Annotated in this window: 24 protein-coding genes; 14 read left to right on the top strand and 10 right to left on the bottom strand. The window is 59.8% G+C overall.

The window, feature by feature from the left end:
• Positions 1 to 5 precede the first annotated feature (5 nt).
• The 3 genes from MVA47_RS23595 to MVA47_RS23585 form a co-directional block, all read right to left on the bottom strand.
• Positions 6 to 1,880, bottom strand: a complete 1,875-nt coding sequence (locus MVA47_RS23595; RefSeq protein WP_247210097.1) for an ABC transporter ATP-binding protein — start codon at positions 1,878 to 1,880, stop codon at positions 6 to 8.
• The gene (locus tag MVA47_RS23590) at positions 1,877 to 3,622 is read right to left on the bottom strand and encodes an ABC transporter ATP-binding protein (protein ID WP_247210096.1); all 1,746 of its coding nucleotides are present in this window, start codon (positions 3,620 to 3,622) and stop codon (positions 1,877 to 1,879) included. Before MVA47_RS23590 ends, MVA47_RS23595 begins: the two co-directional genes overlap by 4 nt.
• 444 nt (positions 3,623 to 4,066) lie before the next feature.
• Positions 4,067 to 4,285, bottom strand: a complete 219-nt coding sequence (locus MVA47_RS23585; RefSeq protein ID WP_247210095.1) for a hypothetical protein — start codon at positions 4,283 to 4,285, stop codon at positions 4,067 to 4,069.
• 403 nt (positions 4,286 to 4,688) lie between these two features.
• Here MVA47_RS23585 and MVA47_RS23580 point away from each other — a divergent pair, with 403 nt between their 5' ends.
• On the top strand, positions 4,689 to 5,648 hold the full coding sequence (locus MVA47_RS23580; RefSeq protein WP_247211043.1) for an alpha/beta hydrolase family protein: 960 nt from the start codon (positions 4,689 to 4,691) through the stop codon (positions 5,646 to 5,648).
• A 349-nt stretch (positions 5,649 to 5,997) separates the two neighbouring features.
• Here MVA47_RS23580 and MVA47_RS23575 read toward each other — a convergent pair whose 3' ends face one another.
• From MVA47_RS23575 to MVA47_RS23545, 7 genes are all read right to left on the bottom strand, one after another.
• Positions 5,998 to 6,261, bottom strand: a complete 264-nt coding sequence (locus tag MVA47_RS23575) for a hypothetical protein (RefSeq protein ID WP_247210094.1) — start codon at positions 6,259 to 6,261, stop codon at positions 5,998 to 6,000.
• Between the two features lie 68 nt (positions 6,262 to 6,329).
• The gene (locus tag MVA47_RS23570; RefSeq protein ID WP_247210093.1) at positions 6,330 to 7,265 is read right to left on the bottom strand and encodes a 1,4-dihydroxy-2-naphthoyl-CoA synthase; all 936 of its coding nucleotides are present in this window, start codon (positions 7,263 to 7,265) and stop codon (positions 6,330 to 6,332) included.
• A 353-nt stretch (positions 7,266 to 7,618) separates the two neighbouring features.
• Entirely contained in the window at positions 7,619 to 9,571 is a 1,953-nt protein-coding gene (locus MVA47_RS23565) for a hypothetical protein (protein ID WP_247210092.1), read from the bottom strand.
• Entirely contained in the window at positions 9,568 to 10,158 is a 591-nt protein-coding gene (locus MVA47_RS23560; protein ID WP_374474298.1) for a SipW-dependent-type signal peptide-containing protein, read from the bottom strand. Before MVA47_RS23560 ends, MVA47_RS23565 begins: the two co-directional genes overlap by 4 nt.
• 40 nt (positions 10,159 to 10,198) lie before the next feature.
• Entirely contained in the window at positions 10,199 to 10,798 is a 600-nt protein-coding gene (locus MVA47_RS23555; RefSeq protein ID WP_247210090.1) for a signal peptidase I, read from the bottom strand.
• A complete protein-coding gene (locus MVA47_RS23550; protein ID WP_247210089.1) occupies positions 10,795 to 11,325 on the bottom strand; it encodes a hypothetical protein in 531 nt (176 codons plus the stop codon). The genes MVA47_RS23555 and MVA47_RS23550 overlap by 4 nt, the downstream gene beginning before the upstream one ends.
• A 3-nt stretch (positions 11,326 to 11,328) precedes the next feature.
• Positions 11,329 to 11,952: an alternate-type signal peptide domain-containing protein gene (locus MVA47_RS23545; RefSeq protein ID WP_247210088.1), complete on the bottom strand. Its 624-nt coding sequence runs from the start codon at positions 11,950 to 11,952 to the stop codon at positions 11,329 to 11,331.
• A gap of 220 nt (positions 11,953 to 12,172) precedes the next feature.
• Between MVA47_RS23545 and MVA47_RS23540 the strand changes: the two genes are divergently transcribed.
• The 13 genes from MVA47_RS23540 (at position 12,173) to MVA47_RS23480 (ending at position 26,453) form a co-directional block, all read left to right on the top strand.
• Positions 12,173 to 12,844, top strand: coding sequence for a PaaI family thioesterase (locus MVA47_RS23540; protein WP_116917867.1), 672 nt, complete (start codon positions 12,173 to 12,175; stop codon positions 12,842 to 12,844).
• A gap of 121 nt (positions 12,845 to 12,965) precedes the next feature.
• Complete coding sequence (locus tag MVA47_RS23535; protein ID WP_247210087.1) at positions 12,966 to 14,036, top strand: enoyl-CoA hydratase/isomerase family protein; 1,071 nt, start codon at positions 12,966 to 12,968, stop codon at positions 14,034 to 14,036.
• Entirely contained in the window at positions 14,036 to 14,812 is a 777-nt protein-coding gene (locus MVA47_RS23530) for an enoyl-CoA hydratase (RefSeq protein ID WP_247210086.1), read from the top strand. The genes MVA47_RS23535 and MVA47_RS23530 overlap by 1 nt, the downstream gene beginning before the upstream one ends.
• A gap of 932 nt (positions 14,813 to 15,744) precedes the next feature.
• Entirely contained in the window at positions 15,745 to 17,112 is a 1,368-nt protein-coding gene (locus MVA47_RS23525; protein WP_247211041.1) for a sugar transferase, read from the top strand.
• Between the two features lie 2 nt (positions 17,113 to 17,114).
• Positions 17,115 to 17,666: a hypothetical protein gene (locus MVA47_RS23520; RefSeq protein WP_247211039.1), complete on the top strand. Its 552-nt coding sequence runs from the start codon at positions 17,115 to 17,117 to the stop codon at positions 17,664 to 17,666.
• A complete protein-coding gene (locus tag MVA47_RS23515; protein WP_247210085.1) occupies positions 17,663 to 18,997 on the top strand; it encodes a UDP-glucose/GDP-mannose dehydrogenase family protein in 1,335 nt (444 codons plus the stop codon). Before MVA47_RS23520 ends, MVA47_RS23515 begins: the two co-directional genes overlap by 4 nt.
• Positions 18,998 to 19,590: 593 nt before the next feature.
• A complete protein-coding gene (locus MVA47_RS23510; protein WP_247210084.1) occupies positions 19,591 to 20,199 on the top strand; it encodes a glycosyltransferase in 609 nt (202 codons plus the stop codon).
• A gap of 92 nt (positions 20,200 to 20,291) precedes the next feature.
• Entirely contained in the window at positions 20,292 to 20,801 is a 510-nt protein-coding gene (locus MVA47_RS27115) for a CatB-related O-acetyltransferase (protein WP_308280594.1), read from the top strand.
• Positions 20,794 to 22,065, top strand: coding sequence for a glycosyltransferase family 4 protein (locus tag MVA47_RS26830; RefSeq protein WP_281504867.1), 1,272 nt, complete (start codon positions 20,794 to 20,796; stop codon positions 22,063 to 22,065). Before MVA47_RS27115 ends, MVA47_RS26830 begins: the two co-directional genes overlap by 8 nt.
• The gene (locus tag MVA47_RS23495; RefSeq protein ID WP_247210082.1) at positions 22,062 to 22,604 is read left to right on the top strand and encodes a DapH/DapD/GlmU-related protein; all 543 of its coding nucleotides are present in this window, start codon (positions 22,062 to 22,064) and stop codon (positions 22,602 to 22,604) included. The genes MVA47_RS26830 and MVA47_RS23495 overlap by 4 nt, the downstream gene beginning before the upstream one ends.
• Positions 22,601 to 24,064: an O-antigen polysaccharide polymerase Wzy gene (wzy, locus tag MVA47_RS23490; protein ID WP_247210081.1), complete on the top strand. Its 1,464-nt coding sequence runs from the start codon at positions 22,601 to 22,603 to the stop codon at positions 24,062 to 24,064. The genes MVA47_RS23495 and wzy overlap by 4 nt, the downstream gene beginning before the upstream one ends.
• A 116-nt stretch (positions 24,065 to 24,180) precedes the next feature.
• Complete coding sequence (locus MVA47_RS23485) at positions 24,181 to 25,386, top strand: lipopolysaccharide biosynthesis protein (protein WP_247210080.1); 1,206 nt, start codon at positions 24,181 to 24,183, stop codon at positions 25,384 to 25,386.
• A 14-nt stretch (positions 25,387 to 25,400) separates the two neighbouring features.
• Complete coding sequence (locus MVA47_RS23480) at positions 25,401 to 26,453, top strand: polysaccharide pyruvyl transferase family protein (protein WP_247210079.1); 1,053 nt, start codon at positions 25,401 to 25,403, stop codon at positions 26,451 to 26,453.

Here is a 26,453-nt window from a genome sequence, read left to right as displayed (position 1 = left end):
TCCGATCACTCGAACTGGGACTTGTACATCACCGAGTAACGTCCCTGCCGGGCCAAGAGCTCGTCGTGGGTTCCTTGCTCGGCCACCACGCCGTCTTCGATGACCGCGATGCTGTCGGCCTCGCGGATGGTAGAAAGTCGATGTGCCACAACGATGGTGGTTGTGCGAGTGGTGAGTGCCTCGAGCGCTCGGGCGATGAGCAGTTCGGTGCGTGAGTCAACGGCACTGGTCGCCTCGTCGAGCACGAGTATGCGGGGCCGGGCGATCATGGCCCGGGCGATGGTGAGGAGCTGCATCTGCCCCTCGCTCAGTGTGGTCCCGCCGTCGCCGATGATGGTGTCGAAACCCTCGGGCAGGGCCTCGACAATCTGCAGCGCATGACTCTCGCGAGCTGCTTTTTCGATGTCGGCGCGGGTGGCAGAGGGGTTGCCGAACGCGATGTTCTCCGCGATGGTGCCGGTGAACAGCCAGCGATCCTGGGTGACCATCGCCGCCTGGCCACGTACGTACGACCGGGGTGCGGTGTTGATCGGCTCGCCGTCCACGAGGATCGACCCCGACGACGGATCGTAGAGCCGCAGAAGCAGATTGGTGAGTGTGGTCTTACCGGCGCCCGTGGGCCCGACCACCGCTACCGTTGATCCCGCCTCGACCTCCAACGAGAGGTCCTTGATGACGTCGATGGTCTTGGTGTCGTCCTCGGTGGACCGGCGATATCCAAATCGCACCTTGTCGAATGCGATGGCCGGTGGTGCACTGTGACGTCCGATGGCCTGCTTTGCCGAGTCCTCGATCGCCGGTGCGTCTTCGATGGGCTCGGTCAGCAAAGACTTGATGCGGCCGAGTGATACGAGCCCGGCCTGGAGCTGGGCCATCATGGAGGTGAGTTCGTTGACGGGCTGACTGAACATCCTGGAGAACGACACGAAGGCCTGGACCTGGCCGACGGTCAGCGATCCGCCGACCACCTGGATTGCGCCGACGATAGCGACTGTCAGATATCCGAATGCGGTGATCGCCTGCAGGACGGGCGAAACCGAGCCCGCGTACGACTGCGCGGTGCGTGATGACCGCGCGAGCCGTTCGGTGGTGGCCTCGAACTCGTCACGGGCCCGGTTCTGCGCCCCGTACACCCGCAGGGTGTGGAGTTGGGCGTAGCTCTCGTCGATCTGGGAGGTGAGTTTCGCGGTTGCCGCCATCTGATCTTGGAAATGGGGTCGTGATCGTTTGGCGATCAACACTCCCGCGACAATGATCAGCGGAATGGAAGCGAGCACAACAAGAGTCAGCTTCCAGGAGATGATCGGCATCACGACAAGTAGCGCGACAACGGTCAGCACGGCACCGGGAAGTTTCACGAATAGTGGTGAGAACACCGATGACACGTTGTCGATGTCGGCGGTCACCTTGGTGAGCATCTGGCCCCGCGCCGCGGTGTCGAAGTAGGCAACAGGAAGACGGTGAATGTGCGACTCGATATCGGCCCGCAAACGGTTCATCGCACGTTGGGTGAGGTTGTTGACCGCCGCGGCTTGCGTCCACGTACCCAGCGCTCCAATGGCATACACGACGACCAGCACGGCGAGGAGCGTGCCTACCGTGCTGAAGTCGATGCCGACTCCGGGCACCGCATCGGCGCCGGCAACCACATCTGCGTAACTGCCGCGGCCCTCGGCGCGCAGCTGGGCCTCCGCCTCGGCGGCGGACAACCCCTGGGGGAGTGTCATTCCGATGGCACCGGTGAAGAGAGCGTTGATGATTTCGGCCAAGATCAGCGGTCCGGCGATCAGTGCCGCGACGTTGATCGATGCCAGAACCCCGACGGTGAAGAGTTTGCGGCGTTCATGAGTCAGCCTGGCCAGCAGCCACTTCAGATTCATGCGAGGGCAGCCTGGGAATCGAGGATCTCGCGGTATGTGGCACTGGAGTCCAACAGTTGGTCGTGCGAGCCTCGGGCATTGATGCGGCCGTCGGTCAGGATCACTATGCTGTCTGCTCCGCGAGCCGACGACACCCGCTGGGCAGTCAGAAGGATGACGGCCTCCGGAAGAGACTGCCGTAGTCGGTGTTTGATGACACTCTCGATCTCGGCATCGAGCGCCGAGAACGGGTCGTCGAGCAGCAGCAGGCGTGGTTTGGCGGCGATGGCCTGTGCCAGTGCAAGGCGCTGGCGCTGGCCGCCGGAGAAGTTTCTGCCGCCGTGTCGCACCGGCTGTGCAAGTCCCATCTCGTGGGAGAAGACGAAGTCGGCTGCGCACGCCGTGGTGAGGGCGGCGCGGAGGTCTTCGTCGGTGGCTTCGGGGCATCCGAGCCGCAGATTGGATTCGAGCGTCCCCGACATCAACGACGGTGCCTGCGAGACGTATGAGATGTCCTCGTGCAACACATCTCGTCGCCGCTCCCGCACGTCCACTCCGTCGATCAGCACCCGCCCCGATGTGACGTCACTGAATCGGGGTATCAGTTTGAGCAGTGTGCTCTTGCCGTCGCCGGTTCCGCCCAGCACGGCGGTGACTGTTCCAGGGCGGCACACCAGGTCGATGTCGATGAGTACCGCGTGCTGCGCGCCGGGATAGCGGAAGCCGACGCCGTCGAGCTGCAGCGAACCCGTCCGCGACGACGGTGTCCGGTCGTTCGGGGGATCCTGCACCGACGGTTCCGTGTCGAGCACTTCCTTGATGCGACGGGCGCTCACCTGTGCGCGTGGGATGAGTGCGATCATCGCGGCGCCGATGGACAGTCCGATCAGGATCTGGGTCAGGTATCCGACAAACGCGATGATGTCGCCGACCTCCATCGTCTGATTGTCGACGAGAACGGCCCCGACGCCGATCACCGCGGCGGCCCCGAGATTCGCGATGAAGATGATGCTCGGCAGCAGCACAGCCTGCAGGGCTCCGATACGCCGCGCCGTTGCGGTGAGGTCTGTATTCGCCGCGTCGAAGCGCGACATCTCGAGTTCCTCGCGGCCGAACGACCGGATGACACGAATGCCGGTGAGTTGTTCTCGGAGAACTCGTCCGACGCGATCGATGCGCGTCTGAAGCTTTTCGTACGAGGGAATGAGTTTGCGGACGATGACAATGACGACGGCGGTGAGTGCGGCGGCGACCAGAACCACCAGAGGCGCCAATTTGTAGTTCTCGCTCAAGGCCATCACCGCTCCGCCGATGACAAGGACCGGGGCGGACGCGAGCACGGTCATCACGACGAACACAGCCAGCTGAAGCTGGTTGATGTCGCTGGCGCTGCGTGTGATCAGAGTGGGGATGCCGAACCTCTGCAGGTCGGTGTCGGAGAACGACTGCACTCGGGAGTATGTGGCGTTACGGATGGACCGGCCGGCGCTGGTCGAGATATGAGAACCGATCACGGTGGCCAACACAGAGGCGCACAGGTTGGTGAGGGCGAGCGCGAGCATGATCGCGCCGATGGTGACGATCGCGTCCATGTCGGCGCGGGCAATTCCGTCGTCGACGAGGCGGCCGTTCAGGTTCGGCAGCAACAGGGTGGTGGCAGCCGCCGTGAGTTGGAGAAGAAAGAGCAGGAGCAGGGTCCAGCGGAATGGCCGTAGGTGCGGCAGCAGTACAGCTCGGAGTGGTCGCTTGATATTGGTGGCCATATGCATCACACGTCCCCGAGGCGCAGAAGCGCGCGTCGGGGACGTGTAATCAATAGAGAACTAGGACTCAGGGCTACTAGTTCGCGCTTCCCGAGGCGAGGCCGGCGAGGAGTCCGCCGAGCAGCTGGAGGAAGGCGAGCAAGCCTGTTTCTGATGAAGTCATTTTCAATCCCTTTCGACGTACTTCTCAAGTGCGGCCCAGGTCGTCGACGCTGAGCTGTCCGCCGGTGTGCGCGGCGAACCGGTCTCACAATGTCATCTTCACGGCGACTTGTCAGCATCTTCGACGTGAATAGTTCGCCAAGGAAGCGATCGTGCAGGTCAGGTCAAAAGTACTGCGACACAACGGGTCGCCTGACCTGTTCAAGTGACGACTTGTCTTTTTGTCGAGCAGATGAAAAAACGTCCCCGGGATGACAGGTCATCCCGGGGACGAACGATGCTCTAGGTGGTGGTGGTGCCACCATCGCCGCCACCGGCCAGGAGGCCGAGCAGCAGTTCCAGCACACCAACGAAATCAATTTCTTCCAGCGAACCCATTGTAATCTCCTTTGTGTTGAATACATGAACAGGCCGGAGTTTGCCGAGGCGCATGCTCGTGTTTTGAATCCCCCGACTAACCGAGCCGATATCCACCATGGCATCTTCGATTCTCTTTGTCACCCCATTCGCAGAAAAAGAATGGGAAATGAAGACGGAGTGGGGCGCCAAAGTACGTTTGACCAGCGCGGATTGAGTCTTTCAACTCGCGAATTATGTTATTGAATGGGCGTCTAGGGTGCACATTCCTGAAACTTCCGGTGAACTCCCGTGGACCGGAATCGGTCGGGCACGAATGGCATTTCGATCTGTCGGGCAGGCGGTTGGCCGTAAGGGCAGCTTGTGGCTCGAGCTCCTGACCTGGTGTTTTGGACAGGTGGATATCGAATCGGCTACTGGGCGCACACTCGAGTGCTGACCAGGATATTGTTCCCCCGTGACGCGAACTGTGCGACGACTGAACTTTCCTGCCCGATCCTGGCGTGGCCTGCTGTCTGCAGCCGTGGTCACGGCGGCATGCGCATCGATGCTGACTGCGGCCCCCGCCTCTGCCGAGATGATCCCGACGCCGGGAATCTCATCCCCGGGCGGCTCGACCCTCAAAGCGGTGAACAAGGTCGGACCGAAGCGGCTTGATCTGGTGGTGTACTCCGCCTCCATGAACCGGGACATCCCGTTGTCCGTGATTCTGCCCAAGGATCAATCGGCGCCGCGGCCCACGTTGTACCTGCTGAACGGTGCCGGTGGCGGCGAGGATGCCGCTACGTGGCTCGCCAGGACCGACGTCGTCGATTTCTTCGCCAACAAGAACGCGAACGTGGTCATCCCCAACGCCGGCGCGTTCAGCTACTACACCGACTGGCAGCAAGATGATCCGGAGCTCGGCCGCAACAAGTGGTCGACGTTCCTCGGCAAGGAACTGCCGCCCATCATCGACACGGCGCTGAATACTTCGGGCCGTAACGCGATCGCGGGCATTTCGTCGTCCGGCACTTCGGTGCTGAACCTCGCCATCGAACATCCGGAGCTCTATCAGGCCGTCGGTTCCTACAGCGGCTGTGCCACCACGGCGAGCCGACTGGGCCAGCTGTACATCCGCATCACTGTGGAGGCCCGCGGCGGCGGTGACCCGGTGAACATGTGGGGCCCGTACGACGGCCCAGGGTGGCGTGCCAACGACCCGATCCTCAACGCTGAGGGTCTGCGTGGGCATTCGCTCTACATCTCGAATGCGACGGGTATTCCGGGACCGTACGAAAGCCTGGCATATGTGAACGACCCGACAAAGCTCGCCGATCAGGTGGTCATCGGTGGCGGAATCGAAGCCGCAACCGGGATCTGCACGGCGTTGCTAGCCGACCGCCTCAATACGCTCCGGATTCCCGCGACATTTGATGTTCCGCCGGTGGGCACCCATTCGTGGGGTTACTGGCAGGACCAGCTGCATCGTTCGTGGCCGCAGCTCGGCGGCGCGATCGGCGCCTGAGCGGGCTATATAACCACAAAAACACGCCCCCAGCATTGCTGGGGGCGTGTTTTTTATGACGGTGTGTCTAGCCCATCAAGCCGATGAAGAAGGCGATGATTTCCAAGAAGTCGATGTCCATTGTGGAGGTCATGTAGATCCCTTTCGTTGATGCGGCGGAGCTGACCGATGCCCTGAGGCCACTTCGTTACTCGAAGCTTTATTCTCGTCAACCTGGTTTCAACAGTTGCATTGTCGAGTCAGCTTTGTGTGTCGAATTGGCGGATCGATACAAAAGTCATCTGTTTGGAGGTCACCAAACTGGGGGCCGGATCGGCACAAATCGCCGAATATTAAAAGGACTGATTTGTCACCAACGCCGACGTATCCACAGCGCTCGGAGCGCGATGATGAGGCCTGCCAACGACAACAGGTCCGACTCGGTCAGCCCGTTTTGGTATGTGTACGACAGCAACACATGACCTTCAATTGGTCCGTTGAACAACACCCACAGGACCGAGACGAAGATCAAGACCACAGCGGCCGCACGGCTGGGGCGAGCCGAGCACCACGCGCCGGTGACAAAAAGGAGGTTCAGCAGCACCAGGCCGTAGAACAGAGCTGGTGGAATCATCAGACCAGTATGTGGTTGTCACCGCGCTCGGGTTCGCCCCAGAGCGGGTGACAATCACCACGCCCGTTTCAGTAGTAGAACGGGAACTCTTCCCACTCCGGTGAACGTTTCTCCAAGAACGCATCCCGGCCCTCGACGGCTTCGTCGGTCATATAGGCCAATCGGGTTGCTTCGCCGGCGAACACCTGTTGGCCCATCAGACCATCGTCCGTCAGATTGAACGCGAATTTGAGCATCCGTTGAGCCGTAGGCGATTTCCCGTTGATGGTCTTGGCCCATTCGATCGCGGTGCTTTCCAACTCAGCGTGATCGGCGACTTCGTTGACCGCCCCCATGCGCTGCATGGCTTCTGCGTCGTAGGCGCGACCCAGGAAGAAGATCTCTCGAGCGTTTTTCTGTCCGACCTGTTTCGCAAGGTATGCGCTGCCGTACCCGGCGTCAAACGAACCCACGTCGGCGTCGGTCTGTTTGAAGCGGGCGTGTTCGCGCGACGCCAGGGTGAGGTCGCACACCACATGCAGCGAGTGACCGCCGCCGGCCGCCCACCCGTTGACAACGGCGATCACCACCTTGGGCATGGTGCGGATCAGTCGCTGCACTTCCAGGATGTGCAGGCGACCGCCCTCAGCCTTGACCCGGGCGGAATCGACAGTGTCAGCGGTGTCCCCACCGGCGTACTGGTAGCCGGACCGTCCGCGGATTCGCTGATCGCCGCCGCTGCAGAAGGCCCAGCCGCCGTCTTTTTCGCTGGGGCCGTTGCCCGTCAGCAGGATGACTCCCACATCTGGGCTGCGCCGGGCGTGATCGAGGGCACGGTAGAGCTCGTCCACCGTGTGTGGGCGAAAAGCGTTGCGCACCTCAGGACGATCAAACGCGATCCGGACAATGCCGTGGACCCGGCCTTCACCGGCATGCCGGTGATAGGTGATGTCGGTCAGATCGTCGAAACCGTCGACGACGCGCCACTGCGTTGGATCGAAAGGCTGATCAGATGGTGTGCTCATGGTGATCGAGCCTACGTCCTGAGATGTGCGCGATCGATGGACGGGGAGGTGCCCGCCGCATGACTCGCTCGGCGCGACTACCCAGGCTGATACATGGTCGCTATGAGAAGAACCGCCGCGATAAGTATGACCAGAATGATGCCGACGGCTAGTTGAATCCGCTGTCGGCGTTTATAGATTCCCCGAGATCCCATCGCGATAGCGTAGACGGTCACAGAAAAGACTGAGTGTTTCTGTTTAGGAATGCATTTCCCTTAATTCACGATTATCTAGACGCGATCGAAGGGCTCGCGGGGGATATAAGAACTGCACATTTCGAAATGCAGATTGCGTGCAGTTTGCGGTCAGCGCTTTCAGCGCGGGGCTTCCGTTGTCGTCGGTGATGCCGGCTGCGTCGTGGCGACTGGTACAGCCGGCTCTACATAAGGTGTCTTGACCCAGGCGCCGGATTCTCTGCTGATGGTCCAAGTGCCGGTCGGTCCGGTAACACGCAGATCGTCCGCACCGGCCAGCCATTGAAGGCTGTCGCTTGCCGTCGCGGTGGTGCGGTATGCCTCGGTGCCACCTGCATCGCGGATGACGACCACCACCGGACCTGAGGCGGTCTGTGTCAACGTAGCGGAGTAGTTACCAGAGGGGGATGTTGTCGCCGGTGAGATCGGTTGATCCGCTGCACTCGTCGGTTGCGTGGTCGTCGACGCCGGAGGCTGGTCTGGCGCGGTGGTCATGCCTTGAGTGGGTGACGCGCTTGGCGCGGTGCTGGTTGGTGTGGTGGAGGCTGCGGCGCTCGAGGTGCTCGAGACTGCTGTCGATGTGGGTGCGCTGAGCCGGGCGGCAGGCGCGGGGGCCACGCAAGCCACGCCGTTCGCGGAACTCGCAGTGATTTGCTGCGTGACGAACTCCGTCGACTGTGTGGGCGCGAATTCCCTGGTTTTCGTTCGAATCTCGACGTTGGCTGCAGTGCCGGTCAGAATTCCTGGTGTGAGATTCGAGAAGGAGATTGCACTCGTAATTGCTTGCCCTGCGGGGGTAGTCAACGCCGGGTCGACATCAACTGTGTACGCAATGTTGCGCGTGGTCGGGTCTCGGACAATCAACCGGTAGTTGTAGCCGGAGAGGTGGGGCCACGAGACGGACGCTGTCTTCTGAGTTGTATTCGTGGCGCAGGTGACTGAGGCGGGCGGGGGGATATAGGCGGTGGAGTTTCCTGACACTTCACCGATTCCGCTGCACGTGAGGTTGTTGTGCAGCAGCGTCGTCGAATCTTGATAAACGCGATGGCCGCGCCAATCCGGCGAGACCGCGCCTCCGGGGAGCATCGTGTGGATCTCCGCATTGTATTCCCAGGGAACAGCGCGAACGGGAAATCCGGTCGCCCCGAATGTGGTCGACACTGTTGCGCCGGCTGCGGTGGTGGATGTGGGGCTGACGTCGATGGTGCGCCAGATGTTTCCCTCGAGGTCGCGAAGAAGAATGCGGTACTGGTACGGGGGACCGATGTGTTTCCAGTTGAGGGTGACCACCCGCGCCGAACCCGGGCCGCTGGTGGAGCAGGTGACGTAGCTCAGGACTGTCACCTGGCTGTCGATTCGAGGAACAAACGAGCTGCTGGATGCAAAAGAACCGGTCCGCGCTGTGGCCGGGTCGGTGTACGCCGCAGCCGTGTTCGCGATGTTGCCGAAGGACGCCAACAGTACTGCTGTTAGTCCAATAGCAAGAATCGGTGGCGCCAGTGCGGCGGCGTGTCTGCCCCTGTGGGCAGAAGAGGTCTCGCTCTGACTTCCAGACCGCTTGCGTCCGTGTGGAAATACTGTGATCCACAGGAGTCCTGCAACCGTCAGCCCGCCCAGGATCTTGGCGGCAGGCGTGTCCAGCCAGGCGGCTGCGTAGCCGAGACCATCGACATGGAACACGACTCGCTCAGCGGACGAGATGACGTAGGGCTGACTGTCTGGCACGCGGTTGGCGTCACCCTTCAGGGTCAACGCCGCGGCGTCCGAGGCCGTCGAATCCACAGAGACCACCCGGTGGGTCACCCGGATGCCTTGCTCGTTGATCACGCTGATGACGTCGTCGGCCTTGATGTTCCCTGCGGGAACGTGTTTCGCTATGGCCAGCGCGCCGGTGGGGATGGCAGGTTCCATCGAACCGGACCGAATGATCAACGGCTTGATTCCGAACAACATTGCTGCAGTCGCCATCAAGATGCACGTCAGGCCTGCGATTGCCGCTGCCGTCAGCGCGACCTCGCGCAGACGGTGCGACTTCGTTTGTGTTGCAGCGACGTCGCCACTTGCGTGGCTCATGTCGACGTCGCGCTGAAGGTCATGGTGATGGCGGGTTGGGTCTGATTTTGCACGCTGAGGGGAGCTTCAGAGACAAGCGCCACGATGACGCACAACGATTGGCTGCTGGGCTTGTCGGGAGTACCACCTGCCGCCCCCAGAGGTTGCGGTGTCGTGACAATGGGAACAGAGATGCCGGTGCGCAATACGGCGCTGCCGAGCTGGGTCCCTGGGCAAGAGCCGGTGGCCAAACCGTTGGACGTGCCGTTCGTCGGGGTGGCGCCGGGGTGAACAGTCATCCGGAGATAGTTTGCGAGTGTGGGACTTCCTGTCGCGGTGCTGGCAGCTGCGGTATAGGTGACAGGCAGCGTCGACAGAGAGTTTTGCACTTGCAGTGTTGCCGCTCTGCTTTCGCCTGGGCGCATTCCAGCCATCGAAAAGGTGGTCCCGGTGAATGTGTAGTCCTCGACGCCATTGACGCGGAGGTCCACAACACCGGTCTTGAAATCGCCCGATGTTGCGACCGCCGAATCGCTCCACAGAGCCATTGTCCCGACTGTGCCCAAACCCAGCACTATTCCGAGTGCGAGGATCGCGCGGATTCGCACACCCAGCGACCCTGTTAGCGACTTTTGTATCCGCGTTCGATCAATACGGCGAAGCATGGCTCGGGGCCCCTCTGAGTTCTTCCTGCTCGCGCCGAGCGCGGCGGCTGTCACGAAATCCACCGACAGCCATCACAAGCGCGTAAGAAAAGAGTCCGGCGACCACGGCGCCGATCACCCAGGCGCGGTGCTGCCCGGTAAGCCAATTGTTCACGTATCCGAGGTAGGGGATGCTATACCACACCTTGCCGCGAACCTGTTCCGCGATAACAGGTTTGGCGTCAGGCGCATCGTTTGCGTCACCTTGCGTGGTGTAGCTGCGCTCACCCATCGCGTTCTGTGAGGCCGCGACGATTCGGTGTGTCACCACCGTTGTCTCGCCAGTTTTCAGCTGGTACGTGATTGCGTCGCCAACCCGCAGTTGGTCTTCCTCTGCGGGTTTGACAACGATGAGCGTGCCCGGCGGGTAGGTGGGTTCCATCGATCCTGTCAGGACGGTGAACCGCTCGGCACCAGCGACTGCCGGTACCAGAATCACCACCGTCCCAACCGCAAGCACGGCCAAGAGCAAAGCCCAGCTCAACGCGGTGCGTATGAACCAAACGGGCCCGGTGTGCTCGTCAGTCGAGGGTGTGTCCGTCATGGTTGTTGATCCGCCCGGAAAGTGAGTGCAACGGTTGTGGTCTTGTTCTGCGGTGCACCATTGCCTACGGTAGCGCGCAGGCACCAGACCTCCGACGAATTGGCCAGGATCGTTCGGGCGGTGGACGGGGCGGGGAAAGCGTTCCACGGCCCCGCCACGACCCCCGATGGATTGCCGGTTGTCGGGCAGCCACTGACGGAACTCACGATCGATGCCGAGAAAGTCAGGGGAACGTCCGCGGATGACGTGATCACCGACTGCAGCCGGTAGGCGACTCGGGTGTCGCCGACGACTGAGATGGTGAGTGGACGCTGCACCACCGAACCCGGGCTGAGGTTGATGCCGCCGAAATCCGTCCACGAGTAGTCCTTTGACTGACCCGCCAGAATCCTCAGCTGCCCCGAGGTCAGAGTTGCATTGCCACCCTGAGCCTGATCACGCCAGGACGCCCTGGTTTGTTGTGTCGACAACAGCACCAGCGCGGTGATCGCCGCAGCGGCAGCTGCCCACAACCAACGCTTTCTCACGTATCAGGGAGTGACGGCTGGATTGTCGTTCTGCTCCAGGGTGAGAGTGGTGGCGGCCAGGTTGACTGACTGATTCTGCGCGATCAGATCCTGGGTCGCAGGATCGAACGTCATGGTCACGGTGACAACGATGGACTGTGTGGTGGTGGTGGTGGGAGCGATCTGCACAGCGCCGCCGACCGACGGCAGCGCCTCGCCGTTCACCGTCGCAGTCACTACTGGGTCCAGCGCATCGCGCAGAGCGGTGTCGCCCGTAACCTCGCCGACGTTGGCTGTGAGGGTGGCCGTCAGGTTGTCGCCGGTTGCGTTGATGTTGGTGGCGCAGTTGTACGAAACGGAATCGCCCGGTACTACGCGAAAGTTCGTGATGTTGATGATCTCGTTGTTGTTCTCGTCAGTCCAGGTGCCGCCGCCAGCGCAATCGCTGAGTGAAAGCTGGCCCGATCGGATTGTTCCGCCGGGGGCTGAGCCACTGTCGTTCCAGTAGGCCAGACTGCCCGCACCGCCAAGTAGGAGGATTGCGCCTGCGCCGGCGGCCGCTGCAGCTTTGGTTTGCTTTTTCACTCGGACTCGTTTCGTTTCGGTTTGTTGATTGACAGTTGCTACCCATATCTTCCGCGCACTCAAACTTGTTACATCTTGATTAAATCACCTTAGTAACGGACATGGGGAGCGTTCTCGGAGGTGCGTGACCTGGGTGGCCGTGTTCTGATGGCGCGATTCGATTCCCGCGTTCGCGATCCATGTGCCGGCAATATATGCGCGGTGGAGCGTTGCGCCCGAGCGACCCGGTCATCGTCGTAAGGTGACGAAAACTTGCTCCACCCGTGGCTATAGTGTCGAAGCCATGACTCAGGACAGCCCGCTCGAACGATCTGCCGCGAAGTTCGAAAGCGCCCAGGCGGATGAAGTGCACCACGAGGGTGGATTCCGGCCGACATTCGACATCGACCTCACACGCGGCGGTCCGCGGTACGGCGAGTTCATCGAAGAGGTCCGCACCTTCATGGACCGGGTGAAGGCGGCCTGCCCCAGCGAAGAACTCACTACCGAGGTGATCGACGCACTGCAGGTTTTGAACAAGAAGCTCGATGAGGTCGCGATTGATGAGTGGCGTGCACCGTCCGGCGGGCGGATCGATCTGCCGGCGCGAGGCAACATCACACTGCCTCCGTATGAACTGGACGAGGCGAGTGCCGAAAACGTCAGCGCACGTATGACATTCCGCCGCTACCATCTCGGCGGCAACAACGCTGCCCACGGTGGTCAGGTGGCGGTGGCGTTCGACGACTTGATGGGTATGGCCGGTGCACTCGGTTCGGGTGGTGTCACCAGGACCGCATATCTGACTGTCAACTACCGCGCGATCACCCCGCTCAACACCGAGCTCGCGATCCGGTCGTGGGTAGACCGGATTGAAGGACGCAAGGTGTTCATCAAGGCCACTCTGCACAACGGGGACGTGCTGTGCGCCGAAGCCGATGGGCTGTTCATCAAGCTCAAACCGGGCCAACCCTGATCGCTCGCCGCGCCTGTCGGGTGTGCGGCGGCCAGCAACGCGATGTGCGCTGGTGCCCTGGACTGCCAATACTAGGATATGCAACTATGTGAGACGCCCGACAGTCGATCAATGGAGAGTCATGTCAGACGAGAGCAGCGTCCTTGTTCGTACCGAGGGTCGGATCGGCCGCATCACCCTGAACCGGCCGAAGGCGATCAATGCGCTGACGCACGAGATGGTGACCGCCATCCACGCGGCGCTGCAAGCGTGGGCCGATGACGACGCGGTCGAGGCCGTGTTGCTCGATGGCGCCGGCGAACGTGGACTGTGTGCCGGCGGAGATATTGTCGCCATCCACCGAGATGCTTCGGCTGCAACCACTTTGGACGATGCAGTCAACACCCCCTCTGGGCACTTCTGGCGAGACGAGTACATCCTCAACGCGTACATCTCCCACTGTCCAAAGCCGTACGTAGCCCTGATGGACGGGATCGTGATGGGCGGGGGAGTAGGGGTGTCTGCCCACGCAAACACCCGCATTGTCACCGACCGGACGAGGATGGCGATGCCCGAGGTGGGGATCGGATTCTCCCCGGACGTGGGTGGCACCTACCTCCTTGCGCGTGCGCCGGGCGAGCTGGGCACCTACCTGGCCCTGACTGCGGCACAGATCGGGGGCGCCGATGCCATCGCCATCGGATTTGCGGACCATTTCCTGCCGTCAGAGAGCATCGAGAAGTTCGTGTCCGCTCTCACGTCGAAGCCTGTTGATGACGCGATCGCCGGATTCTGTGTTGCTCCTCCCGAATCCGATCTGCTCACCAAGCGTCACTGGATCGACGATGCCTTTGCGGCCGACACCGGCGTCGGCATCGTCGAACGCCTGCGCGGACACGACGAAACCGATGCTCACGACACTGCGAACGTGGTGGGAGCCAAATCGCCCACGTCGGTGGAGGTGACCATGCGGTCGTTACGACAGATATCGGCCGATACGACGCTCGAAGAAGCTCTGGAGAGCGAATTCCGGGTGTCAATCCACTTCCTGACCCATCCCGACCTCGCGGAGGGTATTCGGGCCCAGGTGATCGACAAGGACCGCTCGCCGAAGTGGTCGCCGCGGGGACTGACCGAGGTGGATCCCGCGGTGGTTGCCGACTTCTTCGCCCCAGTGCCCAACGATCTTGTACTGACGAATGGAGCGTTCTGATGAGTAGCTTTGAGACCATCACCACCGAGCAGCGGGGCCGAGTCGGCATCATCACGCTCAACCGGCCAAAAGCGCTCAACGCGTTGAACTCTCAGCTGATGACCGAGGTGGTTGGAGCCGCGCAGGCGTATGACGCCGACGCGTCTGTGGGTGCCATCGTGATCGCAGGCTCCGAACGTGCCTTTGCTGCGGGCGCTGACATCAAAGAGATGGCCGACAAGTCGTACGTCGACATGCTCTCCGAAGACTTCTTCAGCGCATGGGGACACCTCACCGAGGTCCGCACTCCAGTGGTTGCGGCGGTGGCCGGATTTGCCCTCGGTGGCGGATGTGAGCTGGCCATGATGTGCGACATCATCATCGCCGCAGAGAACGCCGTATTCGGTCAGCCTGAGATCAACTTGGGCGTGATCCCGGGAATCGGTGGTTCACAACGACTTACGCGCGCAATTGGCAAGGCCAAGGCCATGGACATGGTGTTGACCGGCCGGCGCATGAAGGTCGACGAAGCCGAGCGTGCCGGCCTCGTCTCGAGGGTGGTGCCCACCGAGTCGTACCTGGAGGATGCGATCGAGGTGGCGAACACCATCGCAGAGTTGTCGCTGCCGATCACCATATTGGCTAAGCAGGCAGTGAACCGGTCGCAGGAAGTGGGCCTGACCGAAGGCGTTCTGTTCGAACGGCGTGTCTTCCACTCCACATTTGCGACCGAAGATCAATCAGAGGGCATGGCTGCGTTCGTGGAGAAGCGTGAGGCGCGGTTCACGAACAAGTAGGACCTCGGCGGCATCTGCGTAGGTCATGTTCCTTCGTCTGGAGCGCTGTCAGATAGTCAGAGCCGGTCGGCGCCTGTGCATCGCAGACCGAAGCGCCTAGTCAGACCATTTCAGGGCTCGTCGCCCGCCGCCGGGGATCGACGGACGCACGTGGACGCACGAGAAACCGCCCAGGTTGCGCTCGGTTTACACTCGGCCGCCACCTTCGCGCGAGCCAACACTAACTTCGCCGGGCTGCGGGGTCTAGGTAGCCGTTCTGGCATAACTAGCGCCCGTCTGCAGTTACCGAATGTTACGGGCATGTTAATTCTTGACCTTGACGATCACCCGGAATTGTCTGAGACCGCTGTCACAAAGCTGTGCCGCCGATTTGCGGCCCCTAAGACGCTCGGGCCCGACGTATGACATCCGGTGACAGGGCGCGGTTCCGGCCGGTCCATTGGAAGTGGCTGTTATGTGGTGGCCGACATCGTGTTTCGTGAATCTCGACGGATCGCCAGGGGGGCCCGGCCGACTGGACCGGCGGATATAGACGGCGGGTCCGTTTATCGCAATTTTCGAACGATAGATCATTCTTCGTTTCTGGGAGGAAGAAAACTGAGCTCAGCCACGTGGTCCTGACACTGTCATCACCGGGCGAGCAACGACTATGTGCAGTAACGTCCGTACTACGCAATGCAGGCGCGACGGATGTAATTGACGCGAAAACACTGCGGCGTCGTCCGTGATTTAGAAGCCGTTAACAACTCACTGCTGAGATCAGCGGTGTTTTTGGCGATGCATAGGGAGGGATAGTGTCCAGACGTCAGGGGTCAGTCTCGGCCGTCGTCTGGCCTGGCGACGCGCGCGATCTACCTCGATCGCCCCAGGTCAAACCCCGTACTGACAGCTGGGCAAGTCGTTATGTCACCCGGGTCAGGTGGACAGACGCGCTGATCGTGACGGTGGCAGTCCTTCTTGCACAGCAGATTCGGTTCGGAGTTCCCGAAGATATATCGCGGGCGGCTTCGATGACCACGTTTATTGTGACACCGTGTCTAATAGTTGCCTGGGTATTGACTCTTCGAGCAACCCAAAGTAGCGATCGTCGCATCGTTGGTGATGGGCCGAATGAATACAGCCGCGTCTTGAACGCATGCTTCATTGTCTTCGGTCTGTTGGCGATTGTGGACCTCGCGTTTCGGCTAAATCTTGCCCGCGGCTTTATCGCGATCGCGCTGCCATTGGGTACCTTGGGCCTTCTCGTGTCGCGATGGGCGTGGCGCAAATCCCTGCACCGCAGCCGTCTCCGCCGGCGAAATCTGAGTCAAGTGCTGGTCGTCGGTGGCCCCAGCTCAGCCGTTCCGCTGATCGAGCACCTGGACAAGAACCCCGGCCTGGGCTTCGAGGTTGTCGGGCTTTGCGTTCCGCCAGGTAGTGAGCATCGTCCGGTCACAGTTAACGGCCACGACGTACAGATATATGGATCTTTCAGCGAAGCGCGTGACGCGGTCGCGCTGTGCGGGGCAACCACCGTGGCGGTGACGTCTGCGGAGGCCTTAGGACATTCTGCGATGCGCGAACTGTCGTGGGATCTCGAGGGCATGAATGTCGACATGTTGGTGTCTCCTGGGGTGACCGACGTAGCCGGACCCCGCATGATGGTGCGGCCGGTGGCTGGCTTGCCGCTTCTGCACATCGACAAGCCGCGGTATGACGGCGCCAACCGGTTCCTCAAGGCAGCGTTCGACCGCCTGGGTGCCGTAGTCCTTCTGTTGGTGCTTGCTCCAGTGCTGGTCGCTTGCGCCATAGCAGTGAAGATCAATTCCAGCGGGCCAATCTTCTACCGCGCTGAACGTATCGGCGTGGGCAATGTGCCCTTCGACATGTGGAAGTTCCGCACCATGGTCGACGGGGCGGACAAGCAGAAGGCTGCGCTCGCTCAGAAGAACGAGGGTGCCGGCGTACTCTTCAAACTCCGCGATGACCCCCGTGTGACAACAGTCGGGAAGAAGCTGCGCCGCTACAGCCTCGATGAGCTTCCCCAGCTGTTCAACGTGGTGGGCGGCTCGATGAGCCTCGTGGGGCCGCGGCCGCCGCTGCGCGATGAGGTCGAGCAATACAGCGGCTTGGTGACCCGGCGAATGCTGGTTCGACCGGGGATCACAGGGTTGTGGCAAGTCTCAGGCCGATCTGACCTGTCGTGGGAAGAGTCTGTGCGACTCGACCTTTCGTACGTCGAGAACTGGTCGATCATGCAGGACGCGATGATCTTGTGGCGGACCGTGCGTGCAGTGGTACGAAGCGACGGCGCGTATTGAGGATGAAGGTTCTCTTTGTTTGCACCGGAAACATCTGTCGCTCGCCAATCGCGGAGCGGGTCCTACGACACCTCGGCGAGGCAGAGGGGGTCGATTTGGATGTGTCGAGCGCTGGCACGCGAGCTATAAACGGGCTGGAGATGCACCCGGAAAGCGTGCGGGTGCTTCGTTCGAAGGGCCTCGACTATCACGGCTTTCGTTCGCGAATGCTGACGCCTGAGCTTGCAGCTCAATCGGACGTCGTCCTCGGAATGACGCGCGAACACCGCGCAGTCGCTCGGCAACTCGCACCCGCAAGATGGAAACGTATGTACGCCCTACGCGAGATCGCGGATATCGGCACCGATGGCCGCGTCGGCAAGGTGACACACGAGCGCCGGATAGCCGGACCAACGGACTCGACACTCGACATCGAAGACCCGATGGGCAAGCCTGGCGCTGTGTTCGACCAGGTAGGAGAACTCATCCAGCAATCCATGTACGGCGTCATCGAGTGGATTACTCGACGTCAAGCAGAGCCGTCGATTATGTCGGGCACGGAGGAGCGGCAATGAGGATAACTGTTTTAGGAACGGGCTATCTCGGCGCAACACACGCCGCGTGCATGGCCGACTTGGGCCATCACGTCCTCGGAGTGGATGTCGACCCGTCGAAAATTGCGAAACTTCAGGCAGGTGAGGTCCCCTTCTATGAACCGGGCCTCGAGGACGTACTCAAACGCAACCTCAAGGCAGGTCGCCTGGCTTTCACGGATTCATACGAGGAGGCGGCAGAGTTCGCTGACGTCCACTTTCTGGCTGTCGGTACGCCTCAGCGAAAAGGTGAGTTCGCAGCTGATGTGAGCTACGTCGACGGCGTAGTAGAGCGTTTGGCCCCTCTGATCCGATCAGATGCGACTATTTTCGGTAAGTCGACAGTGCCCGTGGGAACCGCCGAGCGCCTTGCAGACCTGGCCAATTCTGCTTGTACCGGCGACGTCAGCATCGAAGTAGCTTGGAATCCCGAATTCCTGCGCGAGGGCCACGCAGTTGAGGACACGCTACGGCCAGACCGGCTGGTAGTCGGCATCGGCAGTGATACGAGCCGGGCAGAAGCCCTCGCACGAGAAATCTATGCAGATGCGCTGGCGAACGGCACGCCGCTGGTGATCACCGACCTCGCGACAGCGGAACTAGTAAAAGTGTCTGCGAACGCATTTCTGGCAACAAAAATATCGTTCATCAATGCAATTTCAGAAGTGTGTGAAGCAGCCGGCGCAGATGTTACGGAATTGGCTGACGCCATCGGTTACGACGAGCGGATCGGGCGAAAATTCCTCAACGCGGGAATAGGTTTCGGTGGAGGGTGCCTACCAAAAGACATAAGGGCATTCATGGCGCGCGCAGGAGAGCTAGGCGCTGACCAGGCACTGACATTCTTGCGCGAAGTTGACAACATCAATATGCGTCGACGAACCCGCATGGTCGAGTTGACCAAAGAGGTTTGCGGAGGAGTGCTATTAGGAGCACGAGTCGCGGTCTTGGGCGCCGCGTTCAAGCCGGAGTCAGACGACGTGCGGGATTCTCCCGCACTCAACGTAGCTGGCCAGATCCACCTTCAAGGCGCTGCAGTGAGTGTCTTCGATCCCAAGGCGATGGAAAACTCGCAACGGCTTTTCCCCACGTTGACCTACGCAGAGTCCGTCGAGGAAGCGTGCAACGGGGCAGACGTGGTTCTCGTACTGACCGAGTGGGAGCAATTCAGGGCCATGAGGCCCCGGGACTTACAGGCTCACGTTAGGAAAAAGAGGTTGATAGATGGCCGGAACTGCCTGGATAAGAACCTATGGCTTGCCGAAGGGTGGACCTACCGGGGCCTAGGGATTCGCAGCGAATCCGTCAAGTAACGAGAGCAAAGATGATGACGCTCGGGCTGAGTATGAGAAACAGGTTGCGGCCGCGAGACCAGCGGTTGGGATGCGCTCCAACTGCGAGTCGAGATGGCCGGTTCGTTCTTTTTCTGGCGGTAATACCGTGGTACAGGCAGGAATGTGTTGACCTACTGAAAGACCGGCTCGGAACCGACCTATCTATATACGGGTCAGCGTATGGGTTAGACGGAACCGTACGCACAGGTATTCATAGCGAGAGCTATCGCAAAGTGCGTCGGTACGGAGTGCTCCGCGACCGGGTACTCATACAAGCAATCCCAATCGAGGCAATTCGGGCAGACGCTTGCATTGTTGATCTGAACCCACGAAGCATGTCAGCTTGGGTCGTCTTGCTGGCAAGGCGGATCGTGGGCAAAAGAGTTCTAGTGTGGGGGCACCTCCATCCTCGTGAAGGTAAAGACTCCAAAACAGCGACAGTTCGGCGCGCAATGCGCAGGATGGCGCACGGGTCCGTGCTATATGGGTACGACAGCGTGCCGGATGCTTTAGCAGAGGTTCCGAAGCAACCAGTTTGGGTCGCCGCCAACGCGATATATCGAGCTGGGGATATGACGGTCGCTCGAAATGCTCTAAGTGGTCGTTCGTTCGTTTACGTCGGGCGACTCGAGGCGGCCAAAGAGGTTGGGCAGCTCGTACCGGCCTTTCACGAGTCAGAACTGTGGAAGCACGGAATTACACTCGACATAATCGGCAGTGGCAGCGAGCGAGGGACGATCGAGGATCAGGTAGAGGAACTCGGATTGACTCCCCACGTCAAACTCCATGGCCAGATCAACAGTCAAGAAGAGCTCCGGACGCTGTACTCGAAGGCCATTTGCTCCCTGTCGCCTGGGTACGTCGGTCTCAGCGCCACTCAAAGTTTGGGATTTGGGGTGCCGATGATCTACGCGGAAATTGCGCCACACGCACCTGAGATCGAACTTCGCAGGTTGGGACATATGCGCGGCTACAGCCCGTCCTCCGCCTCTGCCCTGGCAACTGCGATGCGCACCGCCTACTCCGAATATGGCGGACCCGATGTTGATCACGAGGAGATTGCTCGTTCGACCAGGAGGTTCTACTCGGCCGAAATTATGGCCGATGGAATTATCTCTTCCCTGACTGACGTGCCGATTCACTATTCCGCTGGCGGATGGCCAGAAGGGGCTGCAAAATGAGTAGTAAGTCTAGGTCGAGGTTGCCTTTGGGATTGCGCAATTCTCTCGCAGGTGTGCTAAACCGCCTGGCGATAGGTGGGAATAATGTGGAAGTGGGAGAGGGTTTCCGAGCGGGCCGGGGCGCGATAATCAGTGCCCCCCATAAACTGACCTTCGGCGATTCTGTGAGTGTGGGTCCCCGTTCGGTAATTCAGGTCGACGGGACTATTGGCGACTATGCGATGATCGGCATGGATGTTCATGTCGTGGGTAGAGAAGACCACGCAATCGACGAGGTCGGTACACCTATGCTCTTCTCAACCTGGGCGGGTGATCGCGAACCGCTGCCGTCGGACGCGGTCACAATAGGTGTCGACGTCTGGATTGGCGCTTCAGCTCTGGTGCTCAGCGGTGTGAAAATCGGAGACGGCGCAGTCATCGGCGCCGGGGCCGTCGTAACCAAAGACGTACCCAGCTTTTCGATCGTAGTGGGAGTGCCTGCGCGGGTGGTCGGGCAACGATTCGAGACAGATAGCGAAAGAGAGCAACATCTCGATCTTGTGTCTCGTCGTAAAGAGACGGATCGAGCCAAAAGCAACCCGAACGGATCCCAGCATGGTTGATGTTTCGTTGATATCGATCAACTATCAACCGGAGCCCACGGGAATCGCCCCGTATGTTACCGGCTTGGCCGCGGGTCTCAGGGCCCGTGGACTGACCGTTCAAGTTACAACAGGATACCCTCATTACCCCGCGTGGCGACGTGACCCAGAGTTTTCTGGATTTTCATCATGCGCCGTGGAAGACGATTCTGACGATCACCGTGTACGGCATTACATTCCGAAGAATCCCAATACGCCAAAAAGGCTTCTGATGGAGGCGACGTTTGCAATTCGGGCTTTGGGGCACCGGCATACAGCTGGGAAAGATGCAACTGTCATCTGTACTAGTCCGACGCTCATAAGCGCATTCGCGGCGGTTCTGAGGAAGAAAATAACTCGTCGCAACGGGGCAGTCATCGTGTGGGTCCAAGACTTCTATGGGCTCGGAGCAGCCGAAACGGGCCAGGCCGGTGGGTCTTCTCTCGTAAGGCTTGTGGAGGTACTCGAAGGATGGACGCTCCGAAACGCTGACGCGGTCGTCGCAATTCATAGTTCCTTCAAGAGTCACATCGTGACGCATTTCGGCCTGCCAGACGACAGCGTCACGATTATCAAGAACTGGACGCATATCGACGTCTCGACTGAAGGTTCACCGAGTGCGGACGCCACGGGCACCTTCGGCGATTGGCCCTTCGTTGTCCTGCATGCCGGAAACATGGGTCGCAAACAGGGCCTTGAGAACGTCCTGGACACGGCCGAACTGGCTGCACAGCGTGAGTCCACCAAAGACATATTATTTGTACTTTTAGGTGACGGGAATCAACGTCCTCTCTTGGAACGCCGAGCAGAGGGAATGCGGAACGTAAAATTCGTCGATCCGTTGGGTGACAAAGAATTCTCGAACGCAATAATGTCAGCAGATGTTCTGCTCGTAAATGAATCCGGAAGTGTCAAAGGTATGGCGGTTCCGTCAAAATTGACGTCATATTTTGCCGCCGGTAGACCGGTAGTTGCTTCCGCGCACCCAGAAAGCGGATCGGCTCATGAGCTCGCCGCCGCGGGGGCCGGTATACGAGTCGACCCCGAGCGTCCGGAAGAATTGCTTGACGCCGTTTCGCAGTTGCGCATGGACGCAGATCGCGCCCAGATGTTCGGTCAAAAGGGCGTTAGATACGTGGAAAGCGCACTTACCGAGTCAGCCGCTATCGGCAAGTTCTTTGACTTGTGTGTCGCACATCAACAGAATGCAAGCCCCGCCGGCCATCGATCGAGAGTCAGCTCATGACCAATCCGCAACTATCTCTTGAGGCCTTCACCGGAGCCGGATACGAAAAAGGTAGAGGTCGGCTGTGGCAGGTGCTTTGGCTAGCAGTCAGAAGCATCTTCCAGAAATGGTGGATGCCGGCGACTCTTCGTGTGCGCATACTCAGGGCATTCGGTGCCGAGATCGGCACCGGAGTTTTGATCAGGCACGACGTTACGATTCATTGGCCGTGGAAGCTGGCAATCGGTGACAACTCGTGGATTGGCGAAGGTGCTTGGATCTTGAATCTGGAGCCAGTGGTCATCGGCAGGAATTGCTGTATCTCGCAAAGTGTATTCTTGTGCACCGGCAGCCACGATCGAAACTCTCCTTCGTTCGAGTTCGACAATGCTCCGATCACCATAGAAGATGGTGCGTGGGTGGCAGCGCGTGCGACCGTGCTGCGGGGAGTCACAGTAGGGCGCCATGCGGTGGTGGGGGCTTGTGCTCTCGTATCGCGCGACATCTCTGATGGACTCGTAGTACGCGCGTCAGCTTCATCGGAAATGCGGACCACTTGATACAAACAATCGCGCTATTCAATTGCCTTCTAGGGCTGCTGCTGGTTGCTATTTCGACACGCGGCCGTGTCGGCTATCTCATCTCGCCATTCTCCGTATCTACGCTGATTCTTGTCGCCATCTTCGGAATCAGGCCGCTGCTGGTCGTCGGCGAACCAAATCATTTGTTCTACGGGCGCGATGTCTCCGAAGGGTATTGGACGTCGGTCGTTGTGGGAGCGCTGGCGATCTCGGCGTTGGGCGTTGGCTACTGGTTGTGGCCGTCACGCCGCAGCTCCAACGACAGTTTTCAAGAACACCCTCCTGCCTATCTAGGCGGGGCGAAGTTATCGAGTGGTCACGGAATGATGTCTGCCGTTAGCCGCGTGAGCATTGGCGCTTTGGCGACCGTGTGTATCGGTTTGGTTCTAGCTTGGACTCTGCTGATGGTGGCGCTTGGCGGAGGAGGAACTGGCGTTCTATCAACGATGGCAGGCGGCCGATCTGGTGAATCATCACTGGCAATTGAGAATCTGCCGATCATAGTGTACTCGCTACCAGCTGCAGCGGCTTATACTGCAGCGTTCTGGAGAATAGTAGTCGAGCGGAGTATTGGTTCGCTCGATCGTTCCAGTAAACTTGTATTCTGGGGGATAGTACTGCTGTCACTTGGTCCTCCTGCTTTGCTCGGCAATCGTAGATTTATCCTGCCTTGTGTCATAGCGGCAGTCATTGCTGCGAACTTCCCGGCCAAGCGATGGAACGCCCGTATAACTCCACTCAAAGTATTTGCGTCCCTTGCGGTCGTCACAATCCTGGCTTCAATTCCGTACGTACGCAGTGCTGGCTCGAGGCAATCAGGTGACAACCTGATTGACGCACTGGTGTCATATGTTCAGGCTGAAGGATTTACGGGAGTGTTTACTAACTTCTTCCGTTCCTACGACACCGAGATGTTCGACTACATCGCCCTGGTATCACCGGGACTTGGTTCCACCATTCCGTATGGGTGGGGCCGCGGTACCTTCGTGGATGTAGCGGTCTCTGCGTTGCCCGCGCAAGCTGTTGACACACCTGCCTGGTCCAACCAGATTTTGATTGATACTTTCGGCCAGACGTGTGCTGCCGGTGTATGTCCAGTGCCGAGTTATGCGGGCACCGCGTTTTTCGATTTTGGGTTTGTTGGCGTGGCGCTACTAAGTATCATTTGCGGCGTTCTCTTTCGCGCTTTCGAGAACTCTTTTCATCGCAGTGGCGGCGTGGCGCTGTTGGCGCTACTCATTGCTGGTTCGTTCCCGGCGACCGCGATCCGTGGCAACTACCCGTCACAGATGTGGATTGCGTTCAATATTTTCGTGCTGACAGCGATGTCATTGATAATTCTTCGGATACTCGCTAAACCCGATGCCGCGGGTGTGCATCACGTTCGTGGCCGAAAAACGCCTGTTGGCACGCTCAGCGACACGCGGCTACCGAAATGACGACACAGGAAAGGCCGGCGCACGGCACACCGGTAGACGAGGTGGGTCGTCGGCGACGGGTGCTCCGTCGCCGCAGGCGATTCGAAGGTGCGAAGCACCGGGCGCAAGACAACAACGTGAATGTGTTGGGCCAAGCGGGTTTCGTTGCGGGTGGCCGTCTTTGCGGCGCTTTGCTGCAGGCCGCGAGCCTGGCTGTGCTTGCGCGTCAGATCGGTCCGCCAGAATTCGGTGAGTTCGCCGTATGGTACGGCGCTGCAGTGGTGCTACAAGCGGTATTGAACTTTGGGCTGACTCCGCTGCTCGTGCGGATGAGGGCCGCAGGCGATCGCGAACCAGATGTCGCGGCGATACTACGGTTCTGCAGACGTGGCAGTGTCCTAGCCGGCCTAGTTGGATTGTTGGCTTGTCTCACGTTGGTCGCTGCTGCGGGTCTGCCCGCGTACGTGGTCTTGCTTGCGGGATGGGTTGTTGTCGACAATCTCGTCGAAACTTACCTAGCAATCCCCCTGGCAGACGGACGAGCTTGGGAGAACGCGTCTTCATTGATCTTTCGGCGGGCAATCCTGTTCGCGGTCTTGATATCGGGGGTGAGCCTCGGGCTCGACCCATCTGCATTTTATGGCGTTGGCCTTCTGCTTGGGTCGCTGGCGTCGCTACTGTTGGTAGCGCGTTCGCTCAAGCGAGGACCGCAGACGGCTGCGTCGGCCATGGGTGTCCGATCAATCGCCGCGGAGGCGAAGTACTTCTGGACGAACTCGGTGGTAACACAGGCTCGCAACCTGGACGTAGTCGTTGTCTCACTAGTTGCCACAGGCGGTGCGACCGTCGGATACTTCGCTGCGGCGAGCAGGCTGACCAGTCCGCTCCGTATAGTCCCGACGTCTTTCGCGGCCGTGTTGATGCCCGCAGCCGTTCGTGCACTGCGTTCCGGGCAATACAAGAGTGCCGTCCGCGCAACTGTTGCGGTATGCGCCGTTAGTTCTCTCGGATTTCTGTGCGTCGGTTTGGCCGTGCCCTATGTCCTTCCCCGTCTGTTGGGGGGCGACTACGAGGGCGCTGTGGGTGTGGTGCAGATTGTTTGCCTCGGCCTGGTCTTTGCGGCGATCGCGTCGCAATTGAATGCGGTTTTACAAGCCTTCGGCCACGTCCGGTTGGTATCGAACATCTCTTTGTCCACAACCGTCACCTGTTTGGTGCTTGTTGCTGTGCTGGTTCCGCCCTTTGGTGCGGCAGGTGGAGGGTGGGGTCTCACCGCCAGCTATGTATTGCAATCCGTTGTTCTGGTTCTCTTTACGTGGCGATCAATTAGGAGGGGCTCCTGATGCGGTCGGCTTTCATGAGTATTTCCGCGGCGGAAGGCAACTTGGGAGATATCGCGATCCGCCGAGAGGTCATTGATCAAATGAGGCAAATTGGACTTAGGCCGGTGATATACAGCGGCAGTATGGGCCGCGACTACGTCGACGCATTTGACTTTCTTCCTGGAGAGATAGTAACTCGTTCAGGTCCGGTGTTCATCCGCAAATTACTCACTGAAATCGCGTCGGTCCGCAGACCTGTAGTGGTGATGGCGCCCGGTCCCGTTCAAGTCGGGGTATCTCTTCAATCTGCCCTGAAACATATGTTCCTTTTTGTCCTGCTGCTATTGGTCCGCGTAATGGGAGGAAAGGTGGTGATTGTCGGCCGGTCGGTCGATGTAAAGCGCTCCTTTGCGCTACCAATCGAGCGCCTGTTGGCGGCGGCATCCAATTTGTACGTAGCCCGCGACTCACGTACGCGGGCGATTCTTGGAGCACGAACCCTTGTCTTCCCTGACTATGCTCTGAGGCAATACAGTCGATTCCCGGATTCTGCTGCAACGAGCTTCGGTCAACGGTCGCTCATGGTGGTGTCGTTAAGGCACGATAGGATTTTGGACGATGACATTAGTGTGCTGACCGCTTTGAAAACGCGTGCCGCCCAGTGTGGCTACAGGATAGTTTTCACTGCTCAGGTACGTGAGGACTCAGCGGCTAACCGACGGCTCGCGAAGTCGCTTTCGGTCGACTTCGTTGACTGGCCGGAACGTAGACCGCATTCCGATCAGGAAGCGAAAGTCCTCGAGCTGTACTCAGAAGCCACGGTTGTTGTCAGCGATCGACTACACGCTCTCCTGTTCGCTGTACGGGCTGGAGCTGTGCCAGTCATTCAATACCGGCCGGGCTTTACGAAGCTATCGGACGCTCTCGCGCACTTGTTTGATGTACAACACATTCAGACCCCAGAAGACGTAAGCAAGTTGCGGATTGACGCGACCGAGTCGATGCACGTCGCTACGCGCGCGACTGAGGCGTCGCGCCAACACCAGTTACTGGACGCGTTACTACGCGAAACGATAGGAGCTTCGTAA

The organism is Williamsia sp. DF01-3, assembly GCF_023051145.1.
GTDB lineage: Bacteria > Actinomycetota > Actinomycetes > Mycobacteriales > Mycobacteriaceae > Williamsia.
This window is presented reverse-complemented; position numbering and strand designations above follow the sequence as displayed.

Coding starts and splice junctions, on each gene's coding strand:
- MVA47_RS23595 (WP_247210097.1), bottom strand. CDS start 1,880: ATGAATCTGAAGTGGCTGCTGGCCAGGCTGACTCATGAACGCCGCAAA.
- MVA47_RS23590 (WP_247210096.1), bottom strand. CDS start 3,622: ATGGCCACCAATATCAAGCGACCACTCCGAGCTGTACTGCTGCCGCAC.
- MVA47_RS23580 (WP_247211043.1), top strand. CDS start 4,689: ATGCTGACTGCGGCCCCCGCCTCTGCCGAGATGATCCCGACGCCGGGA.
- MVA47_RS23575 (WP_247210094.1), bottom strand. CDS start 6,261: ATGATTCCACCAGCTCTGTTCTACGGCCTGGTGCTGCTGAACCTCCTT.
- MVA47_RS23570 (WP_247210093.1), bottom strand. CDS start 7,265: ATGAGCACACCATCTGATCAGCCTTTCGATCCAACGCAGTGGCGCGTC.
- MVA47_RS23565 (WP_247210092.1), bottom strand. CDS start 9,571: ATGAGCCACGCAAGTGGCGACGTCGCTGCAACACAAACGAAGTCGCAC.
- MVA47_RS23555 (WP_247210090.1), bottom strand. CDS start 10,798: ATGACGGACACACCCTCGACTGACGAGCACACCGGGCCCGTTTGGTTC.
- MVA47_RS23540 (WP_116917867.1), top strand. CDS start 12,173: ATGACTCAGGACAGCCCGCTCGAACGATCTGCCGCGAAGTTCGAAAGC.
- MVA47_RS23535 (WP_247210087.1), top strand. CDS start 12,966: ATGTCAGACGAGAGCAGCGTCCTTGTTCGTACCGAGGGTCGGATCGGC.
- MVA47_RS23530 (WP_247210086.1), top strand. CDS start 14,036: ATGAGTAGCTTTGAGACCATCACCACCGAGCAGCGGGGCCGAGTCGGC.
- MVA47_RS23520 (WP_247211039.1), top strand. CDS start 17,115: ATGAAGGTTCTCTTTGTTTGCACCGGAAACATCTGTCGCTCGCCAATC.
- MVA47_RS23515 (WP_247210085.1), top strand. CDS start 17,663: ATGAGGATAACTGTTTTAGGAACGGGCTATCTCGGCGCAACACACGCC.
- MVA47_RS23510 (WP_247210084.1), top strand. CDS start 19,591: ATGACGGTCGCTCGAAATGCTCTAAGTGGTCGTTCGTTCGTTTACGTC.
- MVA47_RS26830 (WP_281504867.1), top strand. CDS start 20,794: ATGGTTGATGTTTCGTTGATATCGATCAACTATCAACCGGAGCCCACG.
- MVA47_RS23495 (WP_247210082.1), top strand. CDS start 22,062: ATGACCAATCCGCAACTATCTCTTGAGGCCTTCACCGGAGCCGGATAC.
- MVA47_RS23480 (WP_247210079.1), top strand. CDS start 25,401: ATGAGTATTTCCGCGGCGGAAGGCAACTTGGGAGATATCGCGATCCGC.